The organism is Paenibacillus sp. TC-CSREp1, assembly GCF_050171015.1.
GTDB lineage: Bacteria > Bacillota > Bacilli > Paenibacillales > Paenibacillaceae > Paenibacillus > Paenibacillus silvae.
This window is the reverse complement of the sequence record NZ_JBNOKM010000007.1, coordinates 338864-363885: the sequence shown is the minus strand read 5'-3', so window position 1 is coordinate 363885 and position 25022 is coordinate 338864. Positions and strand designations below refer to the sequence as shown.

The 25022-nt window shown below is 47.5% G+C and carries 23 protein-coding genes; 17 read left to right on the top strand and 6 right to left on the bottom strand.

The window, feature by feature from the left end; translation table 11 throughout:
• Nucleotides 1-172 precede the first annotated feature (172 nt).
• Together ACQSGY_RS13200 and ACQSGY_RS13195 are read right to left on the bottom strand one after the other, a co-directional pair.
• A complete protein-coding gene (locus ACQSGY_RS13200) occupies nucleotides 173-907 on the bottom strand; it encodes a DUF3105 domain-containing protein (RefSeq protein WP_427052211.1) in 735 nt (244 codons plus the stop codon).
• Between the two features lie 351 nt (nucleotides 908-1258).
• Nucleotides 1259-2194 carry a hypothetical protein gene (locus ACQSGY_RS13195; protein ID WP_427052210.1) on the bottom strand — a complete coding sequence of 312 codons (936 nt, stop codon included), beginning with the start codon at nucleotides 2192-2194 and terminating at the stop codon, nucleotides 1259-1261.
• Between the two features lie 392 nt (nucleotides 2195-2586).
• Here ACQSGY_RS13195 and ACQSGY_RS13190 point away from each other — a divergent pair, with 392 nt between their 5' ends.
• The 11 genes from ACQSGY_RS13190 (at nucleotide 2587) to ACQSGY_RS13140 (ending at nucleotide 13954) form a co-directional block, all read left to right on the top strand.
• Nucleotides 2587-2931, top strand: a complete 345-nt coding sequence (locus tag ACQSGY_RS13190; RefSeq protein ID WP_017691786.1) for a Na-translocating system protein MpsC family protein — start codon at nucleotides 2587-2589, stop codon at nucleotides 2929-2931.
• Between the two features lie 251 nt (nucleotides 2932-3182).
• Nucleotides 3183-4253: an ABC transporter substrate-binding protein gene (locus ACQSGY_RS13185; RefSeq protein WP_427052228.1), complete on the top strand. Its 1071-nt coding sequence runs from the start codon at nucleotides 3183-3185 to the stop codon at nucleotides 4251-4253.
• Nucleotides 4254-4355: 102 nt separating this feature from the next.
• On the top strand, nucleotides 4356-5294 hold the full coding sequence (locus tag ACQSGY_RS13180) for a nucleoside hydrolase (protein ID WP_427052209.1): 939 nt from the start codon (nucleotides 4356-4358) through the stop codon (nucleotides 5292-5294).
• A gap of 287 nt (nucleotides 5295-5581) precedes the next feature.
• Nucleotides 5582-6403 carry an ABC transporter permease gene (locus ACQSGY_RS13175; RefSeq protein WP_427052208.1) on the top strand — a complete coding sequence of 274 codons (822 nt, stop codon included), beginning with the start codon at nucleotides 5582-5584 and terminating at the stop codon, nucleotides 6401-6403.
• Between the two features lie 4 nt (nucleotides 6404-6407).
• Nucleotides 6408-7199, top strand: a complete 792-nt coding sequence (locus tag ACQSGY_RS13170; RefSeq protein ID WP_145324685.1) for an ABC transporter permease — start codon at nucleotides 6408-6410, stop codon at nucleotides 7197-7199.
• A gap of 18 nt (nucleotides 7200-7217) precedes the next feature.
• Complete coding sequence (locus ACQSGY_RS13165) at nucleotides 7218-8276, top strand: ABC transporter ATP-binding protein (protein WP_427052207.1); 1059 nt, start codon at nucleotides 7218-7220, stop codon at nucleotides 8274-8276.
• A gap of 96 nt (nucleotides 8277-8372) precedes the next feature.
• Nucleotides 8373-10130 carry an adenine deaminase gene (locus tag ACQSGY_RS13160; protein ID WP_427052206.1) on the top strand — a complete coding sequence of 586 codons (1758 nt, stop codon included), beginning with the start codon at nucleotides 8373-8375 and terminating at the stop codon, nucleotides 10128-10130.
• A gap of 247 nt (nucleotides 10131-10377) precedes the next feature.
• Complete coding sequence (locus tag ACQSGY_RS13155) at nucleotides 10378-11115, top strand: HAD family hydrolase (protein ID WP_427052205.1); 738 nt, start codon at nucleotides 10378-10380, stop codon at nucleotides 11113-11115.
• Between the two features lie 383 nt (nucleotides 11116-11498).
• The gene (locus tag ACQSGY_RS13150) at nucleotides 11499-11978 is read left to right on the top strand and encodes a Dps family protein (protein WP_427052204.1); all 480 of its coding nucleotides are present in this window, start codon (nucleotides 11499-11501) and stop codon (nucleotides 11976-11978) included.
• Between the two features lie 127 nt (nucleotides 11979-12105).
• Nucleotides 12106-13362 carry a nitric oxide synthase oxygenase gene (locus ACQSGY_RS13145; protein ID WP_427052203.1) on the top strand — a complete coding sequence of 419 codons (1257 nt, stop codon included), beginning with the start codon at nucleotides 12106-12108 and terminating at the stop codon, nucleotides 13360-13362.
• A 133-nt stretch (nucleotides 13363-13495) separates the two neighbouring features.
• Nucleotides 13496-13954, top strand: coding sequence for an NUDIX hydrolase (locus tag ACQSGY_RS13140; RefSeq protein ID WP_427052202.1), 459 nt, complete (start codon nucleotides 13496-13498; stop codon nucleotides 13952-13954).
• A 137-nt stretch (nucleotides 13955-14091) separates the two neighbouring features.
• On the opposite strand, the gene ACQSGY_RS13135 is transcribed toward ACQSGY_RS13140, so the two are convergent.
• Nucleotides 14092-15345, bottom strand: a complete 1254-nt coding sequence (locus ACQSGY_RS13135) for an MFS transporter (protein WP_427052201.1) — start codon at nucleotides 15343-15345, stop codon at nucleotides 14092-14094.
• A 313-nt stretch (nucleotides 15346-15658) separates the two neighbouring features.
• The gene (locus ACQSGY_RS13130; RefSeq protein WP_427052200.1) at nucleotides 15659-17020 is read right to left on the bottom strand and encodes a transcriptional regulator; all 1362 of its coding nucleotides are present in this window, start codon (nucleotides 17018-17020) and stop codon (nucleotides 15659-15661) included.
• 271 nt (nucleotides 17021-17291) lie between these two features.
• Here ACQSGY_RS13130 and ACQSGY_RS13125 point away from each other — a divergent pair, with 271 nt between their 5' ends.
• From ACQSGY_RS13125 to ACQSGY_RS13105, 5 genes are all read left to right on the top strand, one after another.
• Nucleotides 17292-18401, top strand: a complete 1110-nt coding sequence (locus ACQSGY_RS13125) for an ABC transporter ATP-binding protein (RefSeq protein ID WP_427052199.1) — start codon at nucleotides 17292-17294, stop codon at nucleotides 18399-18401.
• Nucleotides 18391-19215: an ABC transporter permease gene (locus ACQSGY_RS13120; protein WP_145404555.1), complete on the top strand. Its 825-nt coding sequence runs from the start codon at nucleotides 18391-18393 to the stop codon at nucleotides 19213-19215. The genes ACQSGY_RS13125 and ACQSGY_RS13120 overlap by 11 nt, the downstream gene beginning before the upstream one ends.
• Entirely contained in the window at nucleotides 19199-20008 is an 810-nt protein-coding gene (locus ACQSGY_RS13115) for an ABC transporter permease (RefSeq protein WP_110895773.1), read from the top strand. The genes ACQSGY_RS13120 and ACQSGY_RS13115 overlap by 17 nt, the downstream gene beginning before the upstream one ends.
• Nucleotides 20005-21078: an ABC transporter substrate-binding protein gene (locus tag ACQSGY_RS13110; RefSeq protein WP_427052198.1), complete on the top strand. Its 1074-nt coding sequence runs from the start codon at nucleotides 20005-20007 to the stop codon at nucleotides 21076-21078. The genes ACQSGY_RS13115 and ACQSGY_RS13110 overlap by 4 nt, the downstream gene beginning before the upstream one ends.
• A 256-nt stretch (nucleotides 21079-21334) precedes the next feature.
• A complete protein-coding gene (locus ACQSGY_RS13105; RefSeq protein WP_427052197.1) occupies nucleotides 21335-21859 on the top strand; it encodes a hypothetical protein in 525 nt (174 codons plus the stop codon).
• A 502-nt stretch (nucleotides 21860-22361) separates the two neighbouring features.
• Here the strand turns inward: ACQSGY_RS13105 and ACQSGY_RS13100 are convergent.
• Complete coding sequence (locus tag ACQSGY_RS13100; RefSeq protein WP_111270627.1) at nucleotides 22362-22862, bottom strand: hypothetical protein; 501 nt, start codon at nucleotides 22860-22862, stop codon at nucleotides 22362-22364.
• A 275-nt stretch (nucleotides 22863-23137) separates the two neighbouring features.
• A complete protein-coding gene (locus tag ACQSGY_RS13095) occupies nucleotides 23138-24172 on the bottom strand; it encodes an AraC family transcriptional regulator (RefSeq protein WP_427052196.1) in 1035 nt (344 codons plus the stop codon).
• Between the two features lie 134 nt (nucleotides 24173-24306).
• Between ACQSGY_RS13095 and ACQSGY_RS13090 the strand changes: the two genes are divergently transcribed.
• Nucleotides 24307-24894 (top strand): NAD(P)H-dependent oxidoreductase, encoded by a 588-nt coding sequence (locus ACQSGY_RS13090; RefSeq protein WP_427052195.1) that lies wholly within the window; start codon nucleotides 24307-24309, stop codon nucleotides 24892-24894.
• The last annotated feature ends 128 nt before the right edge of the window (nucleotides 24895-25022 follow it).

Below are 25022 nucleotides of genomic sequence, written 5' to 3'. Positions count from 1 at the left end.
ATTCTTTATTTCACTGTTAAAGAGAATTGCTAAAAATATTAATTTATAATGTTAGGTTATTTGCATGGCTAGTGTTCCTGAGATCGTTAAAAAATAAAATCATATGAAATTGCCCAAATAGCGTTTCTCAGAATCGTTAGATGTGCGTACGAATAGGTTGTCCCTGCTCCTGTTACATCGTTCCGCCGCCTTGTCGAACGGAGGCTGGAATCTTTTCGGGTCCCTGATTAATGTAGCGATTAATAAAAGTGCCTACCTTGGCGTCGTCGAACTTGCCCAGCTTCATCGTTTTGGTCCAGGCGGTTACGACAACCTCGCTGCCATCGGGAATGTCTTTATTGGGCACGGCGAGGATGCCTGATCCCGCTTTACGGAATTTGGTCAGATATTTCAGATGCTCCTTGAGCATGTCACTGGCATTTTCACGATAATAGATGATGATGTCACCATGTTCGAGGTTGTGTACCAGATAAGGATAACCCGGGAAATCGGTGTAAAAGCCGAACTTAATGTCATGTGGATTATGTGGTCCCGAGGTCGGAATCTTCATCTCATAGTGGATCGGTTCTTCCGTATGGGTGGCTCCATAGTATTTATCATTGGTCACATCAATCACGGCGTTGTTATCCAGTTTGGAGACATCATATGTGTCGCCGCCGGCATTTTGCAGGAAAAACAATCCGAATGCTGCAATTGAAACACCAATCAGAATATGAGCGGTATTCTTTATGAAACGACCTTTCTTCTGAATAGCAGCACGCTCCTTCTTTTTCATATGACCAAGAATACTGCCACGTGTACGCGATGCCCAGATATAAGCGGCGATGGAGAGCATCAGCACCACTGCTCCAACGATCAACCACAAGTATGAGGTGCCAGTCGATTGTTCCATTTGCATATGATCCATTTGGGTCATGTCCATTCCAATTCCTCAGCTTTCTTTATAAAATAAAAAAGACACTTAACACTACATTATGTAGTGTTATAAGTGAACTAGTTATACACGAGTGTATACATGTGTGAACTTGTAATACCCGCACGCAGCCCCACGATTACTCAAGCAAACAAACAAAGTTAATAAGTAAACAAGGTAAATAAGTAAATAGGAACATATTATTTACACTACACATTATAGTGTATGGAATGATTTCTGCGCAATGCCACATTACAAATGCAAAAGAAAAAGACTTCCCCACGTATAGGGAAGCCTGGTCTCTTAAGCTATAGCCTCTAACACCTCTACTACCAAAAGAACTTATTACAAGCGTCCATACGGCGAGAACATTGGGCCGAACAGACCGGTCAAAACCGCAAATAATAGACGATAGGTTACATAAAACAGCACCGCATTGGCAATCAGTACGCTGTACATGCTGTCAAGGGCGGCTTGGGTGCGATTCAGCGGATGGTGGAACAGCACTGTATTCATAGCAACAAACACAATGATGTAGGACAACACCAGCAGCGAGATGGCGAACGAATACGAGATCACAATCATCAGGTTAGCAAGTAATAGGGTCACGACTGCTGGAGCCAGCAATGCTCCAAACTGGGCAATCATGATTTTAGGACGGAAAGTGATCCGCTCGAGCTTCAATACACCGTAGATCATTGCCGTGGCGGCGATCAGAATAATAGCACTAAACAGAAGTGGACGAAGGAATCCACCGATAAAAAGCCCATCTGCACCAAGGCGGCCAAACGTAATCAGAATATATGTAGAGGTCAAAATAGCAAACAGGGCCATCGTTATCCAGCCGTGCAGGGCATGCTGTTCACCGACGGTTTTCATCGTTTGGTACGGACGGGCCAGTACACTGAGGAAATAAGACAGGTACTGTTTGCTTACTTCTTTGGCTTGCTGTACTTTCTCGTTCTGAACAAGGTTGTTCCATTGATTTCCACCGCTGCTGTGTGCAGAGCCATGCTCCCGGGCATCATTATTACTGGTATCGTCTTGATCTTGAGCAGGTGATGGGATTGTTGAGATGGATGAGCTTGCGGATACCGTTCTATTCGATGCGGGCTCCTGCGTGCTGGACCAGCGGGTATATTCCGAGCTTGCATCAGATGAGTCTGTGTGTGTTGCAGATTCCACAGGATTATCAGACGCATGGGTTCCTTTCAGGTTAGAGCCGCACCTTTCGCAAAAACGGGCATCTCCATTTTCGTGATTACATACAGGACATTTCATGTCATAAGCCTCCAATTTATTGAAATATTGAACAGTGGATACATTGTGTCTCATTTTACCGTTCGATGCCGAACTTTGTCTATGTATCGCAGAATTTAATACCCTAAAATATTCGTGTGAAACAGGGGAGGAAAGATCAACTCGGATAACGCAGTTTGCAAGGGGAGACCAGGAATAGAAATCAGGAGCTGTGGAATAAATTCATGCAGTACATGGTTCCATGTATAAGCAAGGTACTCCCTGTACCCAGGATGATTTACATTCAATGTTCGCTTTTATGTGTAATTTATATGTAATATATATCTTTTGGGTTGCCCATTACCGAAGAATTATGTATAATCAATCGTGTTGACACGTCGAATGTACGGTAGTAAAAGATGTGGGTGAGTTCAATGGAACTGCTGGACAGTAATGAGAGCAAGAAGAAGATGTGCCAGTATTATAACGAAATCTCGAAGGAACTGTTCGGCTTTGGCACCACTCTCCTGAGAGTGACCATTGATCAGAATATTGTGACCTTCTATGCGAAGCACCGGCGTTCGCCGCGCTCTGACGCCCTGGAAGGGGAGGCCCCCGGCTTGAAGCTGGAAGTGGACTTCCGCATGTCTGTCTTATATAAGAAGAAATTCCGGGAGAAGCTCGAGCAGCACATGGGTTTGCCTATTGAAGCAATATTGCGGGATTATGATGCGTCCACCCAGTGGGCCATTACAAATGTAATTCTGGAACAAGCCTAGGCTGGATCGGCAGGATTGACTCTTGCGGTGACAACTGAAGGAATGATTCGGATTCATGGGGAATTCCGTATAATTTCATATGATGGCGTCTGTCTTCGGATTGATTCTGAAGCAGAAACCGATGATGTACCGGCAGCGGGTGTCGCTTTCCTTTGTTTACGAAGAAAAGTGTTCTTGTTCTTACAAGAATGCTTTTCTTTTTGTTTTATTCAGATAGTCATATCACACATATCAGGGGGAATACGATCATGATGAAAAAATGGATTAGCGGGTTAGCAGCAGTAGCAATGACATCGGTTTTGCTAGCAGGTTGCGGCAGTGGCACGGAAAACGCATCAGGCGGTTCAGGCAATGGAGGAACAGCAGCAAACAAACTGGTGATCTCCACCTGGGGTTTCTCGGAAGATTTCTTTAATGAAGAAGTATTTGGTCCTTTTGAAAAAGAACATAACGTTGATATCGTGCTTGAAGTCGGCAACAATGCGGAACGTCTGAACAAAATCCGTCAGGGTACATCCAATGTGGATGTAATCTATCTGTCGGACTACTATGCACAGCAAGGCATTGATGAAGGTCTGTTTGAGAAAATTGACCGCTCCAAAATCCCGAATATTAACGACATCTATGATATTGCCAAAGCACCCCTTGGCGAAGATTACGGCCCGGCCTACACGATTGGACAGCTTGGCATTGCTTATAATCCGGACCTCTTATCCAAAGAAGTCACCTCATGGAGCGATCTGTGGGACCCGGCTTTTGCGAATAACCTGACGATTCCGAACATTACCGCAACAGCAGGTCCAATGATTGTAGATGCAGCTTCTCGTGTGGCGGGCAACGATACGTTTAACGAAGATGCGGCCTTTGGCAAACTGAAAGAGCTGAGCGGCAACGTGGTGAAATTTTACAGCCAGACATCCGAATTCGTAAACATGTTCTCCCAAGAGGAGATTGCAGGTGGACCGATTATGGAGATGTACTTCAAAGATCTGAAAGCAGCTGTTCCGAATGCAAAGTTTGTAACACCTAGTGAAGGGGCATATGCCGTGATGAACACGGTCAATGTGGTGAAAGGCAGCAAAAACAAAGAGCTGGCCGAAGAGTTCATCAACTGGCAGCTCAGCCAGGATGTACAAGCCAAATCGGCCAAAGAGAAGGTGGACTCCCCGGTAAACGCCAAGGTTGAACTGACTGCGGAAGAAGCAGAAGGCGTTACGTATGGCGCGGATGTGGTGGAGAAGCTGAACAAGCTGGACATGGAATTTGTGAATCAACAGGTTAAAGGCTGGACCGACCGCTGGAACCGCGAGATCGCACAATAATTGCAAGTACTGCAGAGAAAAACAGAGGCCTGGCGTATAGAAGATTGGAAATCGATGAATCAAAAAAGGAAAGTAATATCAACGCACAGGAGCTGAGAACGGATGGGTGAAGAGCTTAAACGTGTCATTCTGGATGTGGATACAGGGATTGATGATGCGCTGGCGATTCTGCTGGCGGTCAAAAGCCGGAGGCTGGACATTCTCGGAATCACCACGGTCTGTGGGAACGTATCCCTCCAGCAGGCAACGGACAACACGTGCAAAATCCTTGAACTTGCCGATGCGGCAATCATCCCTGTCATTGCGGGAGCGGCCAAACCGCTGGTTCGCGATTCTCATTATGAGCATCGGGTACATGGGCAGGATGGACTTGGCGGTGCACTGCCTGATCCGGCTGTCTCCAAACAGGCCGAAGATGGATTCGCTCCAGATTTTATTGTGGAGCAAGCCAAACGTTACCCGGGTGAATTGACACTGATCATGACGGCCCCGTTAACGAATCTGGCGCTGGCCTTGATGAAATGTCCTGAACTGCCTTCTCTATTGAAGGAAGTCATTTTCATGGGCGGTGTGGTACGAGGGCATGGCAACATTACGCCAACTGCCGAGTACAACACATACGCCGATCCGGAAGCAGCACGAATTGTGCTGCATGCTGGAATCGAGAAGCTTACGCAGGTTGGACTGGACGTGACGCGGCAAACGCTGCTGAATGAAGCGGCGATTATGCGTCTCACCGATCCGGCATTGCGTGCTTACGTTGCCCAAAGCACCGAGATTTACATTAATCGTTATGAGCAAATGAACGGCGTTCGGGCTTGCGCCTTGCATGACCCGCTGGCCGTTGGCGTTGCGCTTGCTCCGGAACTGGTTGGAAGGAAGTCCTATTACGTGGATGTCGAAACCGCAAGCCGCCTGTGTGACGGACAGATGGTATGCGACTTCCAAAACCGCCTTGGCAAGGAGCCTAACACCCTTGTCTGCGAGACAGTAGACGCCGAAGCGTTCCTTGAACTGTTTATCAACGCATTAAATGCGTAGCATTAAGCTTCAAGGCGTGTGGTTCATTCAGAAAGAGAATTAATTATTCTTACGTAATTACGCTCGTAGTACAGGGGACGAAATCGATTCTGAAGAAGCGAAGCGTTCGCCTTTATCCCCGGATTATACCCTTTAAAAAAAATCAAAAATAAATCTGGGGATAACAGCGATCGTAAGAACGATTCGTAACCGGAACGGCTGGCGCGATAACGTGGAGAACTAATTGTTGAAGTGTGTGCCAAACGAAACGCTTGAATAAAACCATTTTAGAAGTCAGGAGTATCGAGATGAAAAAATCAGTAATCTACTGGCTGTTGCTGCCGGGATTTGTATTTTTGGCGGCATTTATGATCATTCCGATTGTCCTGACGATCGGGTCAACGTTTTTTCAGGAGAACGGCTTTACCTTTGAAGGATATATGCATTATTTCAGAGACCCTTACTTTTTGAAAATATTGCTGACCACCCTGCAGGTCAGTGTGGTTACCACCATCGTCTGTGTGGTGCTCGGATTCCCGACAGCTTATTATATTTCACGGAAAGCACCGCGCCGCAAGGGCATTTTACTGGCCCTTGCCATTTTTCCGCTGCTGACAAGCCCGGTCGTGCGCTCGTTCAGCTGGATGATCATTCTGGGACGCAAAGGGTTAATCAACAACACGTTGGTTGGACTGGGCATCGTGGATAAACCGCTGGACATTCTGTACACCCCGGCAGCGATGATGATTGGTCTGACTCATCTGTTCCTGCCGTTAATGATCATCTCTCTGGTTGGTGTACTGGAGAACATTGACGGTGATCTGCTGAAGGCAGCGCAGAGTCTGGGTGCTTCCCGCCTGACCGCATTCCGCCGGGTTGTGTTCCCGCTGGCTGTACCCGGACTTGTGATCGGGGCTGTGCTGGTGTTTGTCGGCAGTCTGACGGCGTATACTACGCCTGCCCTCCTTGGGGGTAAACAGCGTGTAATTGCCACCTTCCTGTATCAAAATGCGATGACCCTCAACGACTGGTATCTGGCCTCGGTTGTTGCCGCGATTATGATTGTCATTACATTTGTCGTGGTTGGTGTCATGAATAAAATGGCCAAAACTTTAAATCCGAAGGGGTAGACATATGCGGGAGAAACATATCGGGCTGGGCCTGTTCAGTCTGCTGGTCTTTATCTTTCTGCTGGGCCCGCTTCTGATCATATCGGTCACTTCATTTGAACCGGGAACGGTACTCAAATTTCCGCCGGAAGGTTTCTCCTTCCGCTGGTACGAAAATATTTTCAACACAGGCGGTTTCCTCCGCACGTTCCAGACGTCCATCATCATTTCCCTGCTGGGGAACCTGCTGGCCCTGGTGCTTGGGGTTCCGGCTGCGTATGCACTCAGTCGTTACGATTTTAAAGGCAAGTCCGTGCTCAACGCACTGTTTCTGTCTCCGGTGCTCATCCCGGGAATCGTGCTTGGTTTTACATTGATGAAATATTTGATTGTGATCTACCATCTGCCGATGTACCTGGGTTTGTTGATCGGTCACACGATTATTATGCTGCCGTTTATCATTCGAGTGATCGCATCGAGTCTGTCGAGCTTTGATTTTGCGGTGGAGGAGGCGGCGCTCAGTCTGGGTGCAGGGCGAGTAAGAACGTTCTTCACGATTGTGCTGCCCAACATTCGCTCGGGTATCCTGGCGGCGGTGCTGATCGCCTTCCTGGAATCCTTCAACAACGTGGACATCTCCGTGTTCATGACGGGACCAGGGGTAAGCACACTGCCGATTCAGATGCTGACGTATGTGGAGAATTATTTTGACCCGACGATTGCGGCTATTTCGGTGCTGCTGATGGTATTGACCGGACTTTTGATGTTTGTGATCGAACGGATCATGGGCGGATTTTCATATTTTACTAAACGTTAATTGGAGGCGCAGAACGCTATGGCATTGCTGACACTAGACCACGTATCCGTGGCATATGACAAGCAGACAATCCTGAAGGATTTTCAGTTGGAGCTGGAAAAAGGCAAGCTGCTCTCCCTGCTCGGACCGAGCGGTTGCGGCAAAACAACAACGCTGCGCCTCATCGCCGGATTCCTGGAAGCATCACAGGGCAAGTTTATGTTCGGCGGCAAGGATTATACGAAGGTTCCGGTGAACAAGCGGAATTTCGGATTTGTATTTCAGAGCTATGCGCTGTTCCCGCATCTCTCCGTATATGACAATGTTGCTTTTGGTCTGCGGATGCGCAAGGTGAAGGACAAGGAGATCGCTTCCCGTGTGATGCGCATCCTTGAGGTGGTGAACCTGAACGGGTTCGAGAAACGTTTCCCTACGGAGCTGTCCGGCGGACAGCGTCAGCGTGTGGCGATTGCCCGCGCACTCGTGATTGAGCCGGACCTTCTCCTGTTCGATGAACCGCTCAGCAACCTGGACGCCAATCTGCGGCTGAACATGCGAGTGGAGATTAGGCGGATTCAACAGGAGCTTGGCATTACAACGCTGTATGTGTCGCATGACCAGGAGGAGTGCTTCTCCATCTCGGATCAGGTGGCCATTATGAATAAAGGCGTAGTCGAGCAGCTAGACCGTCCGGAAACCATTTTCAAATATCCGGCAACAGAGTTTGTTGCCCGTTTTATCGGGTTCCATAATTTTATTGAATTTGCGGATCGCAGTGATGCAGACGAATTGATCACACTGCATGCAGGAGGCCGGACGTTTACGGCGACGGCGCATCCAGGTACAGCACGTCCCGGGGCACGCAAAGGGGCTATTCGTCCAGATGACCTGATCGTGAGCGGAGATACGACGGGAGATGTGGCTAACGCGCTGCCGGGCATCATCAAAGTCAGCACATACCTTGGACGCAGTTATCAGTATGTCGTAGAGACAGAGCTTGGTGATTTTACAGCGAATCAGGAGATGGAGACGCCATATCTTAGCGGTCAGCGTGTCAGTCTTATTTTCCCGCAGGATAAGCTTGTCCTTGTAGAGTAGCGCGCTATGGCTTGGATTGTGAGAGACATCACGAAGTAAACGCAGCAAAGAAAGCATTTCATGGGTGAGGTGCTGGTAAAGAAGGAGATTATGCTCATGCGTGCAGATCAACTGATTATGAACGTGAAGGTATATAACAGTTATTATAAACGGTTTGACAAGAACAACGTTGCCGTATTGGACGGCCGCTTTATGTATGTCGGTCCTGGCGGCCCGGAGATGATTGAGGCAGACGAAGTCATTGATGCACGGGGAAGGTATATGATTCCCGGTCTGATCGATATCCATCTGCATATTGAGAGCACGATGGTAACTCCGGTTACGTTTTCTCACGGCTTGATTCGCTGTGGTGTAACATCGATTGTGGCTGAACCACATGAGATGGCTAATGTGTTTGGGTTGGAGGGCGTTCAGGAGATGATGGCTGCCAGCCGCGAGACGCTGGTGGACATGTTCTATGCGATTCCGAGTTCCGTTCCCGCCACACCGATGGAGACGACCGGGGGAGCGATTGAGATCGAGGACATGGATGCACTGCTCGCTACAGGTGAGATCATCTGTCTGGGCGAGATCATGAATTATGTGGATGTGATCCGTGACCCGGATTGCAAAACCAATCAGATTTTACAGCATATTCGCAAAAACTACCCTGATCTTGTCATTGAAGGACATACTCCGAAATTACTTGGTCTGGACCTTCATCGATTGATCTTCGCCGGTGTTGATTCCGACCATACACATCAGAGTATAGAAGGGCTGCAGGCGCGGATTGCGGCAGGCATGTTTATTGAGATTCAGGAGAAATCCATGACCCCGGAAGTGATGGATTATTTGATTCAGCATGATGTGGCGCAGCATTTCTGCTTTGTGACCGATGATGTCATGCCGGACTCACTGGTGGAGCGCGGACATCTGGATCACATAGTTCGCAAGGCAATTCAGATGGGGATGCGTCCGGAGGATGCTATTTATGCAGCGACATCCACTCCGGCGCTGCGTATGAAAATGACGGATCGCGGCAGCATCGCGCCAGGCAAGGTGGCAGATTACGTGCTACTGTCCGATCTAGAGCAGCTGGCGATTGATCAAGTGTACAAAAAAGGGCGCAAAGCTTATGACGACTACGAACTTTATAAGCAGGACCGAAGCACAGGTCAGTTCCCCGCTCATTTTTATACCAGCGTGAAGCTGGATAAGCTGACCGCAGCGGATTTTGCCATTCAGCTGTCGGACCCGAAGGTCAGTGGCGAGACGGGTTCGGACTTTTCTGGTGAAGGGAAAGAAGGAGAAGGGCCATATGCATGCCGTGTCATGATGGTGAAGGATGGCTCCACCTTTGTGGAGGAACACATTGCCCCCATCCCGGCAGAGAATGGCGAGCTGCTGTGGGAAGACAGCGAATACGGGCAGATTGCCACGTTTGAGCGTTATGCGGTAAACGGCAATCGGGCTCACGGCTTGATTGGCGGAGATACGATCAAGCGAGGGGCGATCGCAACGACATATTCTCATGACAATCACAACCTGTTGGTGGTTGGACGCAATCGTGAGGATATGATATTGGCAGCTAACACGGTTATTTCGAGCCAGGGTGGATTCTGTGTGGTGGAGAATGGCAAGGTGCTTGCGCATTTGGAGCTGCCTGTCGGCGGCATTTTGACGGAAGAACCCCTTGCCGTGGTATCCCATCAAGTGAAGGAACTGCGTGCAGCCATGTTGTCCCTGGGCTATGTACATTACAACCCAATTATGTCGATCAGCACTCACTCTCTTGCCGTAAGTCCTGCATTGAAAATTACGGATCACGGTCTGATTGATGTGAACGCAGGCAAGGTTGTACCGTTGATTGTATAATTAGAATATATAAATTTCTATTGTTTGATAGTGGAGTAAATTTAAAATAAAAAGTCTTATACCCCGTTTCACCATTGGAAAGTGGTGTGACGGGGCAACCTGCTTCCCGATGTCATCATCCCATTTAGGGTTTAATCGTCCCTTTGAAGATAGACAGCGAGCAAACCTCCTTTGGACGGGACAAATGAATACATATATAGTAAGAAGAGAATATTTGGACTCGAAAGCAGGAGGATAAAGAAGCATTATGGATCAAATTAATACATTTAAAACTATATTTTTCGACGTGGACGATACCTTATATGATCACTTACAGCCGCTTCGCGGAGCATTGCAGGACGTTCTCGGTTTGCAGGATGATTTCCCTTATGCTGAGGCCTATCATCGTTTTCGGTATTACAGCGACTGGTTGTCTGCACAGGAAGATTTGTCGGCAGTGCCCGAACCGGAAGCAGTGGAGCGTATGCGAAGCCGCAGGTTTGAACTGACGATGAAGGAATTTGGAGTCACGCTGCAGCCTGGACAAGCACAAGAGCTGCAGAGTAGGTACCTGAGCAGACAGTTTGAGATTACTCCTTTCCATGGGGTTTATGATCTGATTCGAAGACTTCAGGCGGAAGGCCATACCGTAGGGCTGATTACAAATGGTGAAGGGCAGCATCAGCGGCGCAAGTTAGAAGCATTGGATGTGTTCAGTCTGGTGGATGAGCAGCTGATCTTTATCTCCGGCGAGATTGGTTATGCCAAACCGGACCGCAGGCTGTTTGATCATGTGAACAAGCAGACGAGAACGTCAGCAGATAACTGCTATTATATTGGAGACTCGTGGCGCAACGATGTGGCAGGTGCGGCTGATGCAGGCTGGAACATCATATGGTTCAATCACCGTGAGGCATCGCCCGAATCGGATCATCAGCCTCAATTTACGGCACAGAACTATGCAGAGATTAGTCAGATTCTTACGTTTAAGCCTGCTCGTTCATAAGAAAAATTAAAAATGAGAACACACCCATATGTTATATAAAGCATTCAGTCCTGTCATCTGCCGAAGATGGAGGGCTGTCTTTTTATGTATAACGAGGTGTGTGAGAATGTTAACTGAAGACTGTTAGGGTTGGCTGTATAACTACATAAGCAGCTTTGTCTATGGACAGTCCCCTCAATTCATCATGAAGCTAGGCTTCATGGAATCTTCATTTGAAAGAGGGCCAAAGCTCTTTTCAAAGTGTATAGGTAGTGCTATAATTAAAACAAGATTTAGATTAAGTCTAAATTAAAGCGTGAGTATTTAATTGAAGCAGTACAAATCATATTTAAAAATGTATTTTCAAAAAAAATTAACGAACCATTCGAAAGGGGATAAATTCCATGAGCACAATGCAAACTAACTACAACACATTTACAAGTAACACAACTGCACTTCAAGAGGTATTAAACCGTCAGATCGCGGGCTGGTCTGTACTGTACACCAAGCTGCATAACTTCCATTGGTATGTTAAAGGCCCGCATTTCTTCACGCTTCATGCGAAATTCGAGGAACTTTACAATCTGGCTACTGCCAATATGGACGAAGCGGCTGAGCGTCTGCTGACCATTGGAGGCCGTCCTGTAGCAACGATGGCAGAACAGCTGCGTATATCTCCAATCAAAGAGGCAGAAGGCCAATTTTCTGCTGAACAGATGGTGGAACAGGTTGTTGCTGATCTGCATGCGATGAAGGAGGTTATTCGTCAAGGTATTGATGAGGCTGGCGAAGCCGGGGATAATGCAACCGAAGATATGGGAATCGGGTTCACAGCTACGCTGGATAAAGAGATCTGGATGTTAAACGCATTTTTGGGCAAATAACCTAAGACACCCTGTCTCCTGACAACGATATGTAGAGTCCGTGAACAAACGTCCCGTTCGCTTACAAATCCGGTGCGCTTCCCGTATAATAGTGGCATCCAAGATGTACAGAATGGTGGAATGAACAATGCGGACAGGCCTGGATCGATTGCAGGAAGAAGCTGAACGGTTTATATATACAAGTTATAAAGAGCTGGGCTATACGCGTGAAGACGCGGAGGCCCGGCTTATTGCCGTTAGACGCGAGATAGAAGAGAGAGGCACTTACACCCATACGATCGAAGAGCTGGAGCATGGCTGCAAAATGGCCTGGCGGAACAGCAACCGCTGTATCGGTCGTCTGTTCTGGGACAAGCTGCGCATCGTGGATGGTCGTGAAGCGGATACGGCAGGAGCGGCTGCGCAGGCCGTATTCGATCATATCCATAACGCATCCAACGGCGGCAAGATTATTCCGACCATCACGATTTTGCCTCCGGAAGGCCCGGACGGAGCACCTATCCGCATCTGGAATCATCAATTGATTCGTTATGCCGGATACGAGACGGAACAGGGCGTTGTCGGTGACCCTGCTTCGGTGGAGCTGACCAAGGCAGCCTTGTCCCTGGGCTGGCAAGGTGCTGGCGGTGATTATGATGTGCTGCCGCTCATCATTCAGGCTCAGGGACAAGCTCCTGAATGGTACGTCATTCCTGAAGATGAGATTGTTGAAGTTCAGATTGAGCATCCCGAGCGTGCCGAGATCGCCGAGCTGGGTTTACGCTGGTACGGTGTGCCAATGATTGCGGATATGAGGGTCGAGATCGGAGGCATTAACTATCCGGCTGCACCGTTTAACGGATGGTATATGGAAACCGAGATTGGTGCGCGTAATCTGGCTGACACGTTTCGATATAACAAGCTGCCAGCGGTAGCTGCCGCCCTTGGATTGAATACGTCGAGTGAAACGACATTGTGGAAGGATCGCGCACTGGTAGAGCTGAATGTTGCTGTGCTGCATTCATTCAAGAAGGCAGGCGTGAGCATTGTGGATCATCATACGGCTGCGGCACAATTTGCCCTGTTTGAACAGCGGGAGGAGAAGGCTGGACGTGAGCTGACCGGCGATTGGGTGTGGCTGATTCCCCCTGTGTCTCCAGCCACCACCCACATTTTCCACAGCTCCTATCGGAATGAGATTGTGAAGCCGAACTTTTTTCACCAGAACCCTGCATATCAATTTCGGGACGGGATCGCCGTTGCCGCTGAGGCGGGCAGCAAACAGCAGAATGATGAGCATGCAAATCAAGCACACCAAAAGCATTCATCTAATGAACTTGCTTATTCGCAGGAAGAGAAGGTACAGGCCGATAGCACTCCAATGAAATGCCCGTTTGCACATTAAATTGTGTGAGCGGGTTTATTTTTTGAGGTTACTTTGTATATAAAATACGAAACATTAAACCCGCTTTTTTCTATATATGAATACATCAAACTCCTTCATACTGAGAGCATACGAATATAGGGAGGCGATTGGTATGGGGTATATTGAAACGTTGCGTGGACTGGTGGGCAATATTCCTTTAATACTCGTACGGCCGAGTGTACTTATTGTAAATGATCAACGAGAAGTGCTGCTGGTCAAGTACAGGGATCACACATGGGGAGTGCCCGGTGGAATGATGGAGCTTGGTGAGTCTGTTGAAGAGTGCGCACGAAGAGAGGTCAGAGAAGAGATCGGAATCGAATTGAAACAATTGCAGTTATACGGTGTGTTCTCGGGAGAACAGCTGTACACCCAATTAAGAAATGGGGATCAATATTATAATGTGGTGATTGGATATATATGCAGCCAGTATGAAGGAGAGCTTCAGCCGGATGGGATCGAAATAATTGAAGCAAAATTTTATAATCCGAAGACGCTGCCTGACAGCACCGATCCTTATTTAAAACGCATCATTCAAGAGAACATACAGGAACTGGCCTCGCTGCTCTAAACGTCACAAGAGATGCTGCCGCTGAACAGGAGGAACATCTCTTTAACGTGCTGTAACAACTACATAATTATGATTCATGCAGAACATAGTTACCTTAATCCAGATTCTTTTGCCATAATAAAAATACTTCTTCATCTTTACCTCACCCGATACCTGCTCCGCATAACCGCTTGAACGGCGATGGCAGCCGCAATAAGAAGCAGATTGAAAATAAATACGGTATAGAGGGAGCCTGCTTCCATCAGAAGAGCCGCGATCAGGGGAGAAGCAATAGAGCCGATCTCGGCTGCGGACACGATCTGACCAATGACCGGGCTTCGCTGCTCTTCCGGGGTATGGTCGCCTATATGTGCAAAGAAGGAGTCCATGTAACATGCCCCGCCGATGCCGCCGATAAACATGCCGATGTAGACCCAGATGTGAGAGGATGTGCTTAGAAAGACAAGCACCTCAACCCCGATTAAGAACATGCCCAGCATACATAACAGCAGCCGGTCACCCATACGATCCGAGAGTCGACCGACAACGGGTGCAGCCCCAAAAGTAGATATTCCGGCTACGGTGAACGCCAGGCTGGCGGACAAAGCATCCCACTGCATCACTTGCGTTGCATACAGCGCGAAATATGTTAGAAATACAGCATAGGCACTCATTTCGAGAACGTGTACGGTGATGTAACCGATAAGCTGTTGTTTCATTGTCATGGTAACAGGGAGAGATTTGGCCTGAATGGACTCGGTCGTGGGAGCTGCGGGAGGATTAACATTCTTCTGCTGGTTCTGATTGTTATAATCTTCTTTGACTTTACGCGAAGCTATAGATGAGGATGCAGGGAGATTCTGTGCTGAGGTTTTGATTCCCATGGCTGTAACGACTGCAATGAGGCAGCAGAGTGCGACCAGCAGAAAAGGCACAGACAATGGCCAGTGTATGGCAAGCCAGCCGCTAATCACCGGGCCAAGAATCATACCACCTCCTTCGCTGCTGCTAATATAACCATTGTACAAGCCCCGGTTCTCCACACTGCCGCCATCTCCAATGATGGAGCGCACCACTACGGTCAGGCCGGAAGAGGCGAGTCCTTGCAGCAGGCGAAGCAGACCGAAGAGAATGGCGGACTTGGATACGGCGAATCCCCCCATACACAAGGCGAGTACAGCCAGCATCAAGATGAGTGCTCGTTTACCCCCAAGTTTACGGTAAAGAACTGCTGCCGGAACGCCGCCGATCACTTTTCCAACATAAAACAAGGCAAAAATGACCCCAAGCGCCCAGCCGGATAAGCGGAATTCCTCCATAAACAGCGGAAACAAGGGCAGGATCATGAATCCGCCCATCTGACTCAGGAAACATATCATAAGAAGTAAAGGAAGATTGCGCCGAACCTCCAAGCCCAGGACTCCTTTCGTGCGTCTCAACCAACTGATAAATCAGCGGTTCTCCTAACGACATGCGTAGATATCGACATATACCCGTAATGTATGCATAAATAGTGAAAATAAGACGAAATTACACAAGGCGTTAACATTGATTGACTATTATTAAAAAATAAAAAAGACACCTGAATGGTGTCTAATACAAAATTATCCTTAATTAAGCCGTTAACCTGATCCTACACCATGCGTCATAAGTTTAACAATTACATTAGAGATAGGTGAAGTAACAGTAAGCAAAATGATACTTATTAAATATGTTGAAAGGTTTTTAAAGGGGGAGCTTCATTTTTTTATTCAGACTATTAAATTTATTTTGCTTCTCCTCATCTTCCCAGTTTCTATGTTGGTTAAATATTGTCAGGCATCGGATTGTGTTAGAATCACTAGCTATATTACCTGCAAATTCTAATCCCTTAAGTAAAATGTCGATCCCTTGTGTACGTTTACGTTGTAACTGATACTTTCCTAAGTTAATTAAAAAGGATACATACTCTTCCGCTTTAATTGGCTTATTGTATTCTCCAAATGCACAGTTATATGTTTGATAGGGAACATGATCTTTAAAACGATCCAAAATGGTATCTATATTGATATCAAATTTATTAGCAATCTTGATTAAGTTACAGAGCGCATGAGTAATTTCATCAGGCTGGAGTGCGATGAACTCAATATATTCAGACAGAACATGCAGTTGTCCCATAAATAATCGGATTAGATACTGGTTAGCTTTTGAAAATTCATTGAACTGTTTAATAATGGTCGTGGCTTCATCGGATGAATCTTGAATCCATTGGTCTGCATCGGTATACATCAACGTATATTCAAGTGCTTTTTGATAATCTTCATATTGTTCATATACAGCCGTTTGGAGCAGTCGTGCATACAACATGTAGAAGTAAAACGGGCGAACGGGCTGCTTGTCTTCAGAATCTTTGCGTTTGGTGTGAAGCGAAAGCTTGTACTGAATGGAAGCGAGACGGAACATCTCTTCAGAGAGTTCATCTACCTTATGCCATTCACTCAGTGAAACATAGACATGAGCCAGATGTTTAAGAGCTTCCAATTGGTCAGCCTCCACCAGTCGATTCGCGTAGGGCTCGAATAATATGGCGGCCCGTAGATTTTGAGTTAAGTTATCACTTAACGAAAGAAGAAACAACCGATATCGACACAGGGCCAATCGCTCGGAATGTTGATATTTCTCGATTACACCCACGCCCTCGTACAGTAACGCAGCTGCTTCGTTGTGTCGATTATGGAACAGCTCTTCTGCAACATCAAAAATTAAAGTGCCATAGGCAGTGTTATCCAGAAGATTGCTCAAAATTAACCGGATACAATCCAGACGCTTCACCTCTGCACAGCGAATAATAAAAGGGCGCAATCTTCTCCAGTCCGGTGCGGTCAGAGTAAAGCATTCTCCCACAAACCGTGTGTAAAAATGGTCCTCCTGCATGCCCATGGCTCTTGTAATACTGTCAAGCTGGTTCATGGAGAACGGTTTATTCTGATTGAGGAGGCGGCTGAAAGAGCCTGAATTTATGTTTGCTTGTTCTGAGAATTGGCTTTGTGTTAAATGGTGATTGTTTATGTATTGCAACACTTCCGCTCGTATTGTCTTATCCATCATACACACCACCTCTAATTGATCCATAATTTTGTTTAATTAACCATTTATATGAATTATATTCCTGTATTTTTACAGGGGTCAATATTTTATTGGCAATTCATCAAAGTTTATACAGAACATCTTTTGGAATGAAAGAAAAAAGGATATAAATTACGATATAAGAAACAAGGCATGGACAAAGTCGTGTATAATAGGTTGGGTTTGTAATGATAGAGGAATGCAAGGGAATGAGACAACGAGGTACCTCAAGGATAAGGGGGCGACGATAAACATGTCAGAACAACAACCGATCATTCGGTTCGAACACGTGACGCAGCAATATGACCAGGATGAGGCTGTATTGAAGGCGGTCAGCTTTGAGATTGAACGGGGTAAATTCTATACCCTTCTGGGGCCGTCAGGCTGTGGTAAAACAACGATATTGCGGCTGATTGCCGGCTTTGCGGAGCCGACGGAGGGCAGCATTTATTTTAACGGTGCACTGATTAACCGTGTACCTGCGCACCAGCGTCAGGTAAATACGGTGTTTCAGGACTATGCATTATTTCCACATTTGAATGTATTTGAGAACGTAGCCTTTGGCCTGCGGATTAAAAAAATGAAAACAGCCGAGATTCGCACCAAAGTGCTCGAAGCGCTCAAGTTTGTCAATCTGTCCGGTTATGAGAACCGGGAGATTGGTGAGATGTCCGGCGGACAACGCCAGCGTGTGGCGATTGCCCGCGCCATTGTGAATGAGCCGGAAATTCTGCTGCTGGACGAGCCTTTATCGGCGCTCGACCTGAAGCTGCGTACCGAGATGCAGTATGAGCTAAGGGAGTTGCAGCAGCGGCTGGGCATTACATTTATTTTTGTCACGCATGACCAGGAGGAAGCCTTGGCAATGTCTGATGAAATCTTTGTCTTGAATGGCGGTGTCATTCAGCAGAGCGGCACGCCGAACGATATTTATGATGAGCCGATTAACCGCTTTGTCGCAGACTTTATTGGCGAGTCGAATATCGTGGCAGGCAAGATGAAGCAGGACTTCGTCGTTGAGTTTGCAGGGGCACAGTATGAATGTGTCGATCAGGGGCTGCAACCGGACGAGCCTGTTGAGATTGTCATTCGGCCAGAGGACCTGGAGATTACTACGGAGGAACAGGGCAAGCTCAAGGTGAAGGTGGATTCCCAGCTGTTCCGCGGCGTGCACTACGAAATCTCCACCTACGATGACGCAGGTAACGAATGGTTGATTCATTCCACGAAGAAAGCGGTCGTGGGATCGCGTATCGGGCTTTATTTTGACCCGGAAGCCATTCATGTAATGCGTTTCAATGAAACCGAGGAAGAGTTCGACAGACGACTCGAAGCCTACCAAGAGGCCGCTCATGCAGACTAAAGCCGGCACGCGCAATGCGTATCTGATTCCATATGTGTTATGGATGGTGTTGTTCGTTGTAGCGCCTGTGCTGCTGGTGATCTATTATTCGTTCTTTGATGTGGAGGGTAATTTCACATTCGGCAACTATGCGCGGTTCTTTACTCCGGTATATATGCAGATGACGCTCAGCTCGTTCTGGTATGCGTTTCTGATTACAGCCTTCTCACTGCTCATCTCTTATCCGACAGCGTATATGCTGACCCGGACCAAGCACAAGCAGCTGTGGCTGCTGCTGATCATTTTGCCAAGCTGGATCAACCTGCTGTTAAAAGCGTACGCCTTCATCGGCCTGTTCGGTACATACGGGCTGACCAACTCCCTGCTGGAAGTGGTGGGCATTGGCACACAGCAGATTTTGTTCACCGACTTCAGCTTTATCTTTGTTTCGGTGTACATCTTCATTCCGTTTATGATTCTGCCGATCTTTAACGCGCTGGAAGAGATGAATCCGTCCCTGATCTATGCTGCACGGGATCTTGGGGCTTCCTCATGGCTGACGTTCCGGCGTGTCATTTTCCCGCTGACGCTGAGCGGTGTGAAATCGGGCTGTCAGGCGGTATTTATCCCGGCCCTGTCCCTGTTTATGATTACCCGTCTGATCGCCGGGAACCGTGTTATTACGCTGGGTACAGCGATTGAGCAGCATTTTCTTGTCACCCAGGACTGGGGCATGGGCTCGACGATTGCCGTCTTTTTGATTATCGCCATGGCAGTCATTATGTTTCTGACCGGATCAGGCAAGAAGGAGGTGCGAAATGGGAAGAAACGGTAAACTGTCTAACGTCTATCTGGCCGTCGTATTTGCCATTTTGTACGCACCGATTGCCTATCTGATCTTCTATTCCTTCAACAGCGGCGGGCATATGCGCGGGTTTGAAGGCTTTACGCTGGAATGGTACAGGGAAGTATTTGCGGATACCCGGCTGCTGATTATTGTTTTAAATACGTTTATTATCGCGCTGCTGTCCTCGGCTATTTCAACCATTCTGGGTGTGGCGGGGGCACTGGCGATCTACCATGTACGTCGCAAACGCACCAAAAATACGCTGTTATCCCTGAACAACGTGTTGATTGTTAGCCCGGATGTCATTATCGGTGCATCATTCCTGATTCTGTTTACGATGATTGGCATCAAGCTGGGCTTTACGTCCGTGCTGCTGTCACATATCGCATTCAGCGTGCCGATTGTGGTCATCATGGTGCTGCCGAAGCTTCAGGAGATGAGTCCAACCCTGATGGATGCGGCTCGCGATCTCGGCGCAGGGTCATGGCAGATACTGACGCGTGTCGTGCTGCCTTATGTGAAGCCCGGCATTTTTGCCGGATTTTTCATGGCACTGACGTACTCGCTTGATGATTTTGCTGTAACGTTTTTTGTGACAGGCAACGGATACTCCACGCTTTCAGTGGAAATTTACTCCAGAGCAAGACAGGGTGTGTCACTTTCCATCAATGCGTTGTCCACTCTGCTGTTCCTGCTCACGGTGCTGCTGGTGGTTGGATATTACTTCATTAACCGCCGGGCAACACGCATACCACCTGGAGGAAAGGGGCTGCGTCCATGAAACAGCTGGTACGGACATTTGCACTTGTGTTTGTGGCCGCCTTTGCCCTGATGATTCTGGCTTCCTATCTCAACAAAAGCCAGGGGTATTCCGGCGGCAACACGCTGACGATCTACAACTGGGGCGATTATATCGATCCTGAGCTATTGAAGGAATTCGAGGCTGAGACAGGCTTGAAGGTCATCTATCAGACGTTTGACTCCAACGAAGCGATGCTGACCAAGATTGAGCAGGGCGGCACGACGTTTGATGTGGCGATTCCTTCCGAGTATGCGATTAGCAAAATGAAGGAAGAAAACCTGCTCGTTCCGATCGATCACAACAAGCTGCCCAACCTGAAAAATATCGATGCCCGGTTCCTGAACTTGAACTACGATCCAAACAACCAATTCTCCATCCCGTATTTCTGGGGAACGGTTGGCATCGTATACAACCCGGAGCTGGTGGGTGATTTGACGTTTGACAGCTGGAATGACCTGTGGGACCCCCGTCTGAAAAACCAGATCCTGCTGCTCGATGGTGCTCGTGAAGTTATCGGCATGGGCCTGAACAGTCTGGGCTACTCGCTCAATGATACCAACGAGGATCATCTTCAGGCTGCTTTGAAAAAATTATCAACCCTGACGCCAAACGTAAGAGCCATCGTCGGGGATGAGATCAAAATGCTTCTCGCCAATGAAGAAGCGGCAGTCGGGCTGGTATGGTCAGGCGATGCGTCCGAGATTATGGATGAGAACGACAAGCTGGATTACAAGGTCCCGGAGGAAGGCTCCAACCTCTGGTTCGACAGCATGGTCATCCCGAAAACAGCCAAAAATGTAGAGGGTGCACACCAGTTCATTAACTTCATGCTGGACCCGGATCATGCTGCTCGCAACGCCGAGTATGTTGGATACTCCACACCAAATGCGGAGGCACTCAAGCTGCTGCCAGAAGATATCTCGCAGGATGAGCGCTTCTACCCGGACGAGACGCTGACAAGCAAGCTGGAGGTCTACAACAACCTGGGCAAAAAAATGCTGTCACATTATAACGACCTGTTTCTGGAGTTTAAAATGCACAGCAAATAGCTGGCAATATAGATCATCTAAAATGCCAGACAGAGTCCAGCAACAAACGTCTGACTGCTGACCTTCAGCTTTCGGATATATTCTGTCAAAAAAGAAGCAGCTCCTGCATCAATGGGGGGGCTGCTTCTTTGTATTTTCGTTTAGTTTTTTTCATGCACGGTTATTAATAGCTACTCAAAAGCTCACAGAATTCATAGTAAACTTATAGATAAAAAATGTTGTTTGTTCCTGTAAATATAACTGTGGAGGTGGATGCATGAAAAAGAATAAAATCAGGTCCAGTATCTTTCTCTTAACGCTGTTACTCGTTATTGGGACCGGCTGTTCCCAACACAATCCTGATGCAGGAACGCCAAAGAATACGGATGAAGTCGGACAGTCTTCGCCGCAGACGGTAGTAGACAAAAAAACAGACACATTTCGAGAAGGTGTGATGATTGATGTTTCTGCCTATAAGAACGAACAAAAATATAAGGAGCTGCTGCAAACGTTGGAAAGTAACATGAACGCTATGGTAAAAAAAGATGCTGTTGCTTTTGAAAAAACATTTCTATCCCAAAAGGATTTTGAAAGTAACCGCTTCTTTCTGGATACTCAGGATCGGTACCAGTTTGTAGGGAAACCGACCATAATAGAGCAGGAAGATAAAGACCGTATTGATGTTGGTGTAAGATATAGGGTAAAAGGGTCTGAAGTGGGAGAGAACTTTAAGGAAACGGGGATTATGTACAATTTTAAAAAGGATGCATCAGGGGATTGGAAGGTTATAATGATCGACTAAAGTAAAGCTCAAACCCTTCAGGAATGAGCAGCACGGATGGAGACAAAATCAAAGGTCAAGGGTAATTCCCACGCCAATGGGGCTCATATAACCACAAAAGGGGCTGTCCCAAAAGTCATTTTATGATTTTTCAGCCCCCACTTTAGACAGGATTCCAAGCAATAGAGAAGCCTTCAAACCCACTTTAGCAGTGGGTTTGAAGGTTTTTTCGTTCAACGTTTGGGACTGGCTTATCCGTCGGTACCTTTTGGGACAGCCCCCCATTTCTTTTACCCTGCTTCAGAGCAAAAAGCATTGAAGTGCGATATTAGATTCAACGAGAAATTACACGTTAACGGAGAGGGCAGAGATAAGCTGGAGAAGCGAAGCGTTCGCCTTTATCCCCGGGTTTTCTCATATGATATGAGATTCAGAAAAATCTGGGGATAACAGCGATCGGAAGATTGCTCTGCGCGCGGAGTGGCCTAGTGTAATTAAGCCTTTGCATCTTACATCATTGCCACTACATATGCTTTTTGCGGCCCATGATGATCCAAGCCCCACCCACAATCAACGCAATAGCCACAAAAGGCTGAACATAGCTCATGTTGCTTAATACCGAGCCGATGGACATGACAGTGAAGAATAACAGCGAAAGAACCGTCAGAATGTTAATCGGAATGAGCAGCCATTTATTACGCCCCCCGAACCAATAGAGCTCAAACAGACCTACAGCTGGTGCCAGAAGGAAGCCCGGCCACATCGTACCCCAGTTATCAAACAGCATTGCGATCTGACAGACGATACCTACGGTCAGAAGCAGGCCGCCGGGAACAAGCATCCCGACCCCTCGGCCGATCATGGAGAAGTACATCCAGTGAAAGAACAGTCCGAGCGGAATAACAAACAGTGTGGGCCAGAAGGTCGCAAAGATCGTGCCCGGCCCCAGGCTGCCCCCTTGATTCAGAATGAGGTATACACCAAGCAGAATCAGGACAGGCGCGAGAATTGTACGTTTAGCCATAATGTCTCTCCTTTTTTTGAATATGGAATCATCGTTCCGTACGTATGTATTTATGATTTTCGTTACTCACAGCATACCATGGACTGGAAAACAACAACCTCCGTCTTTGGCGTTAAACTTAACCTAGACTAAAGTCTAGGTAAGCTGCCTGAAGTCATGCCGTATCTGTAATCGCCCCATCATATGTCCTGATGTTCTGCTCCTCTTCGTTACTCTGTTAATGAATCGTTCAACTTGTATCGTTAATTATAACGACTGGACGTGCATCCAGACCGTTACAGCCCGGTCTTGACGAGACTTGCCCGGTATTGTCCGGGGGTTTGTCCAGTCCACTTTTTGAACGCATTCTGAAAGGCACTTTGCTCTGAAAAATGCAGGGCATACGCAATATCTCCGACAGAGTAGGTTCCTCGTTGTAAATATCGAAGTGCGATTTGTTTCCGTACCTGGACAGAAATTTCGTTAAAGGTGGTGCCCTCTTCACGCAATCTGCTCTGAAGTGTGCGAATACTCACGCCAAGATGCGCTGCGGTATGCTGTAATGTGGGAAAGAAGGAGGGCAGACTCTCCATGATCCAGCCACTCACCTTGCTTGAGAAGGGATGTGAAGCATACAAATCGGCTTTGGTCTCCTCCGCCATAGATTCAAAAACCTTCAGCATTCTGGCATCCGAATACAATACAGGCTGTGTCAGAATATCCCGGGACAACCGCAGGCGCGTGTGAGCAGCACCGAATTGAGGGGTGACCCCGAATGAAGTGATGTAAGGAGACAGGTCACCAGCAGCATCAGGCGCATCATGACAGAAAAGCACCTCTTTCACGACTGCCCGGCGATTAGCCAGCTTGTTGATCAGATGCAGCACCGAAACAGCCATATCCTCGACACAATGACGGGACATGGGCATATTGTCATTTTGCACAGACAGCTGAATGATTACATCCGGTCCATTTATCTCCCACTCCAGTTGAAATCCACTATATATAATATCGTTATACCGCTGATAAGCTGATAGCGCATCCCCGATCGTTTTGGAATGCATCATGACGTATCCGGGCAGGCCCAGGTCCGCAAAATCCAACGTTAGCCCCTGGTTTAACCCAAAATACAGATCATCTGTATACTCGGCGGCGCGGCGCATGATTCGTTCCAGTTCGTTGACGGGAATTCGTGCATCGGGGTTCTCCGTCATGACAGGATCAATTGCCATGTCTCTGAAAAAAGATTCGGGGTCGAAGCCTTTGTGCACCAGCGTTTTCAGAATGGGGTACACCATGCTAATCGAGACGCTTTGATTGAGATGTTTCATAATTCCTCCGTTTGCGCGAATCCGCAATGATTCAGCGCCGTTGATCATTGGTATATGCCTTCGTTCATTCTATGCTTGTGATATGTCCGTTTCATCGGCTTTTATGAACTCTATTATACAGGAGGAACACAAGGATGAATGCAAATAAAATTCTGATCATTAACGGTCACCCTGACCCGCAAAGTTATTGTAAAGCACTGTCAACGTCATACGCAGAGGGAGCAAGAAAATCGGGAGCGTCTGTGGAACTGATCGATCTCAGCGAGATCGAGTTTAATCCAAATTTGCGATATGGCTATCGTCAGCGGACAGAGCTGGAGCCCGATCTGCTGAAAGCTCAGGAATTGATCCGCTGGGCGGATCATCTGGTGTTTGTTTATCCGATGTGGTGGGGAACGATGCCTGCTGTGCTGAAAGGGTTTATTGACCGGATATTCCTGCCCGGATTTGCCATGAGATATCGGGAAAACTCAGTGCTTTGGGACAAATTGCTTAAAGGCAAGTCTGCACAGCTCATCGTAACTTCCGACACGCCCCGCTTGTACAATGCATTGGTATACGGAAACGCGGGTCACAGACTCATGAAAAACAACATCCTTAAATTCAGCGGTGTATCCCCGGTACGCGTGACCGACATTAGTCCAGTCCGCAATTCCACGGAAGCATTCCGGCAGAAGTGGCTGGATAAAGTGATGCAAATGGGTATGAAGCAGGGGCGATAATTGCGCGAAGAGAGTGGAACGTAAAAGAAAAGAGACGATACAGGATAAAGCGCCTGTTTCGTCTCTTTGTCCTCCGTACAGATTGTTGATCATCTCACGTTATTCAGCGGCTTGCAGGGCGCTGGTGA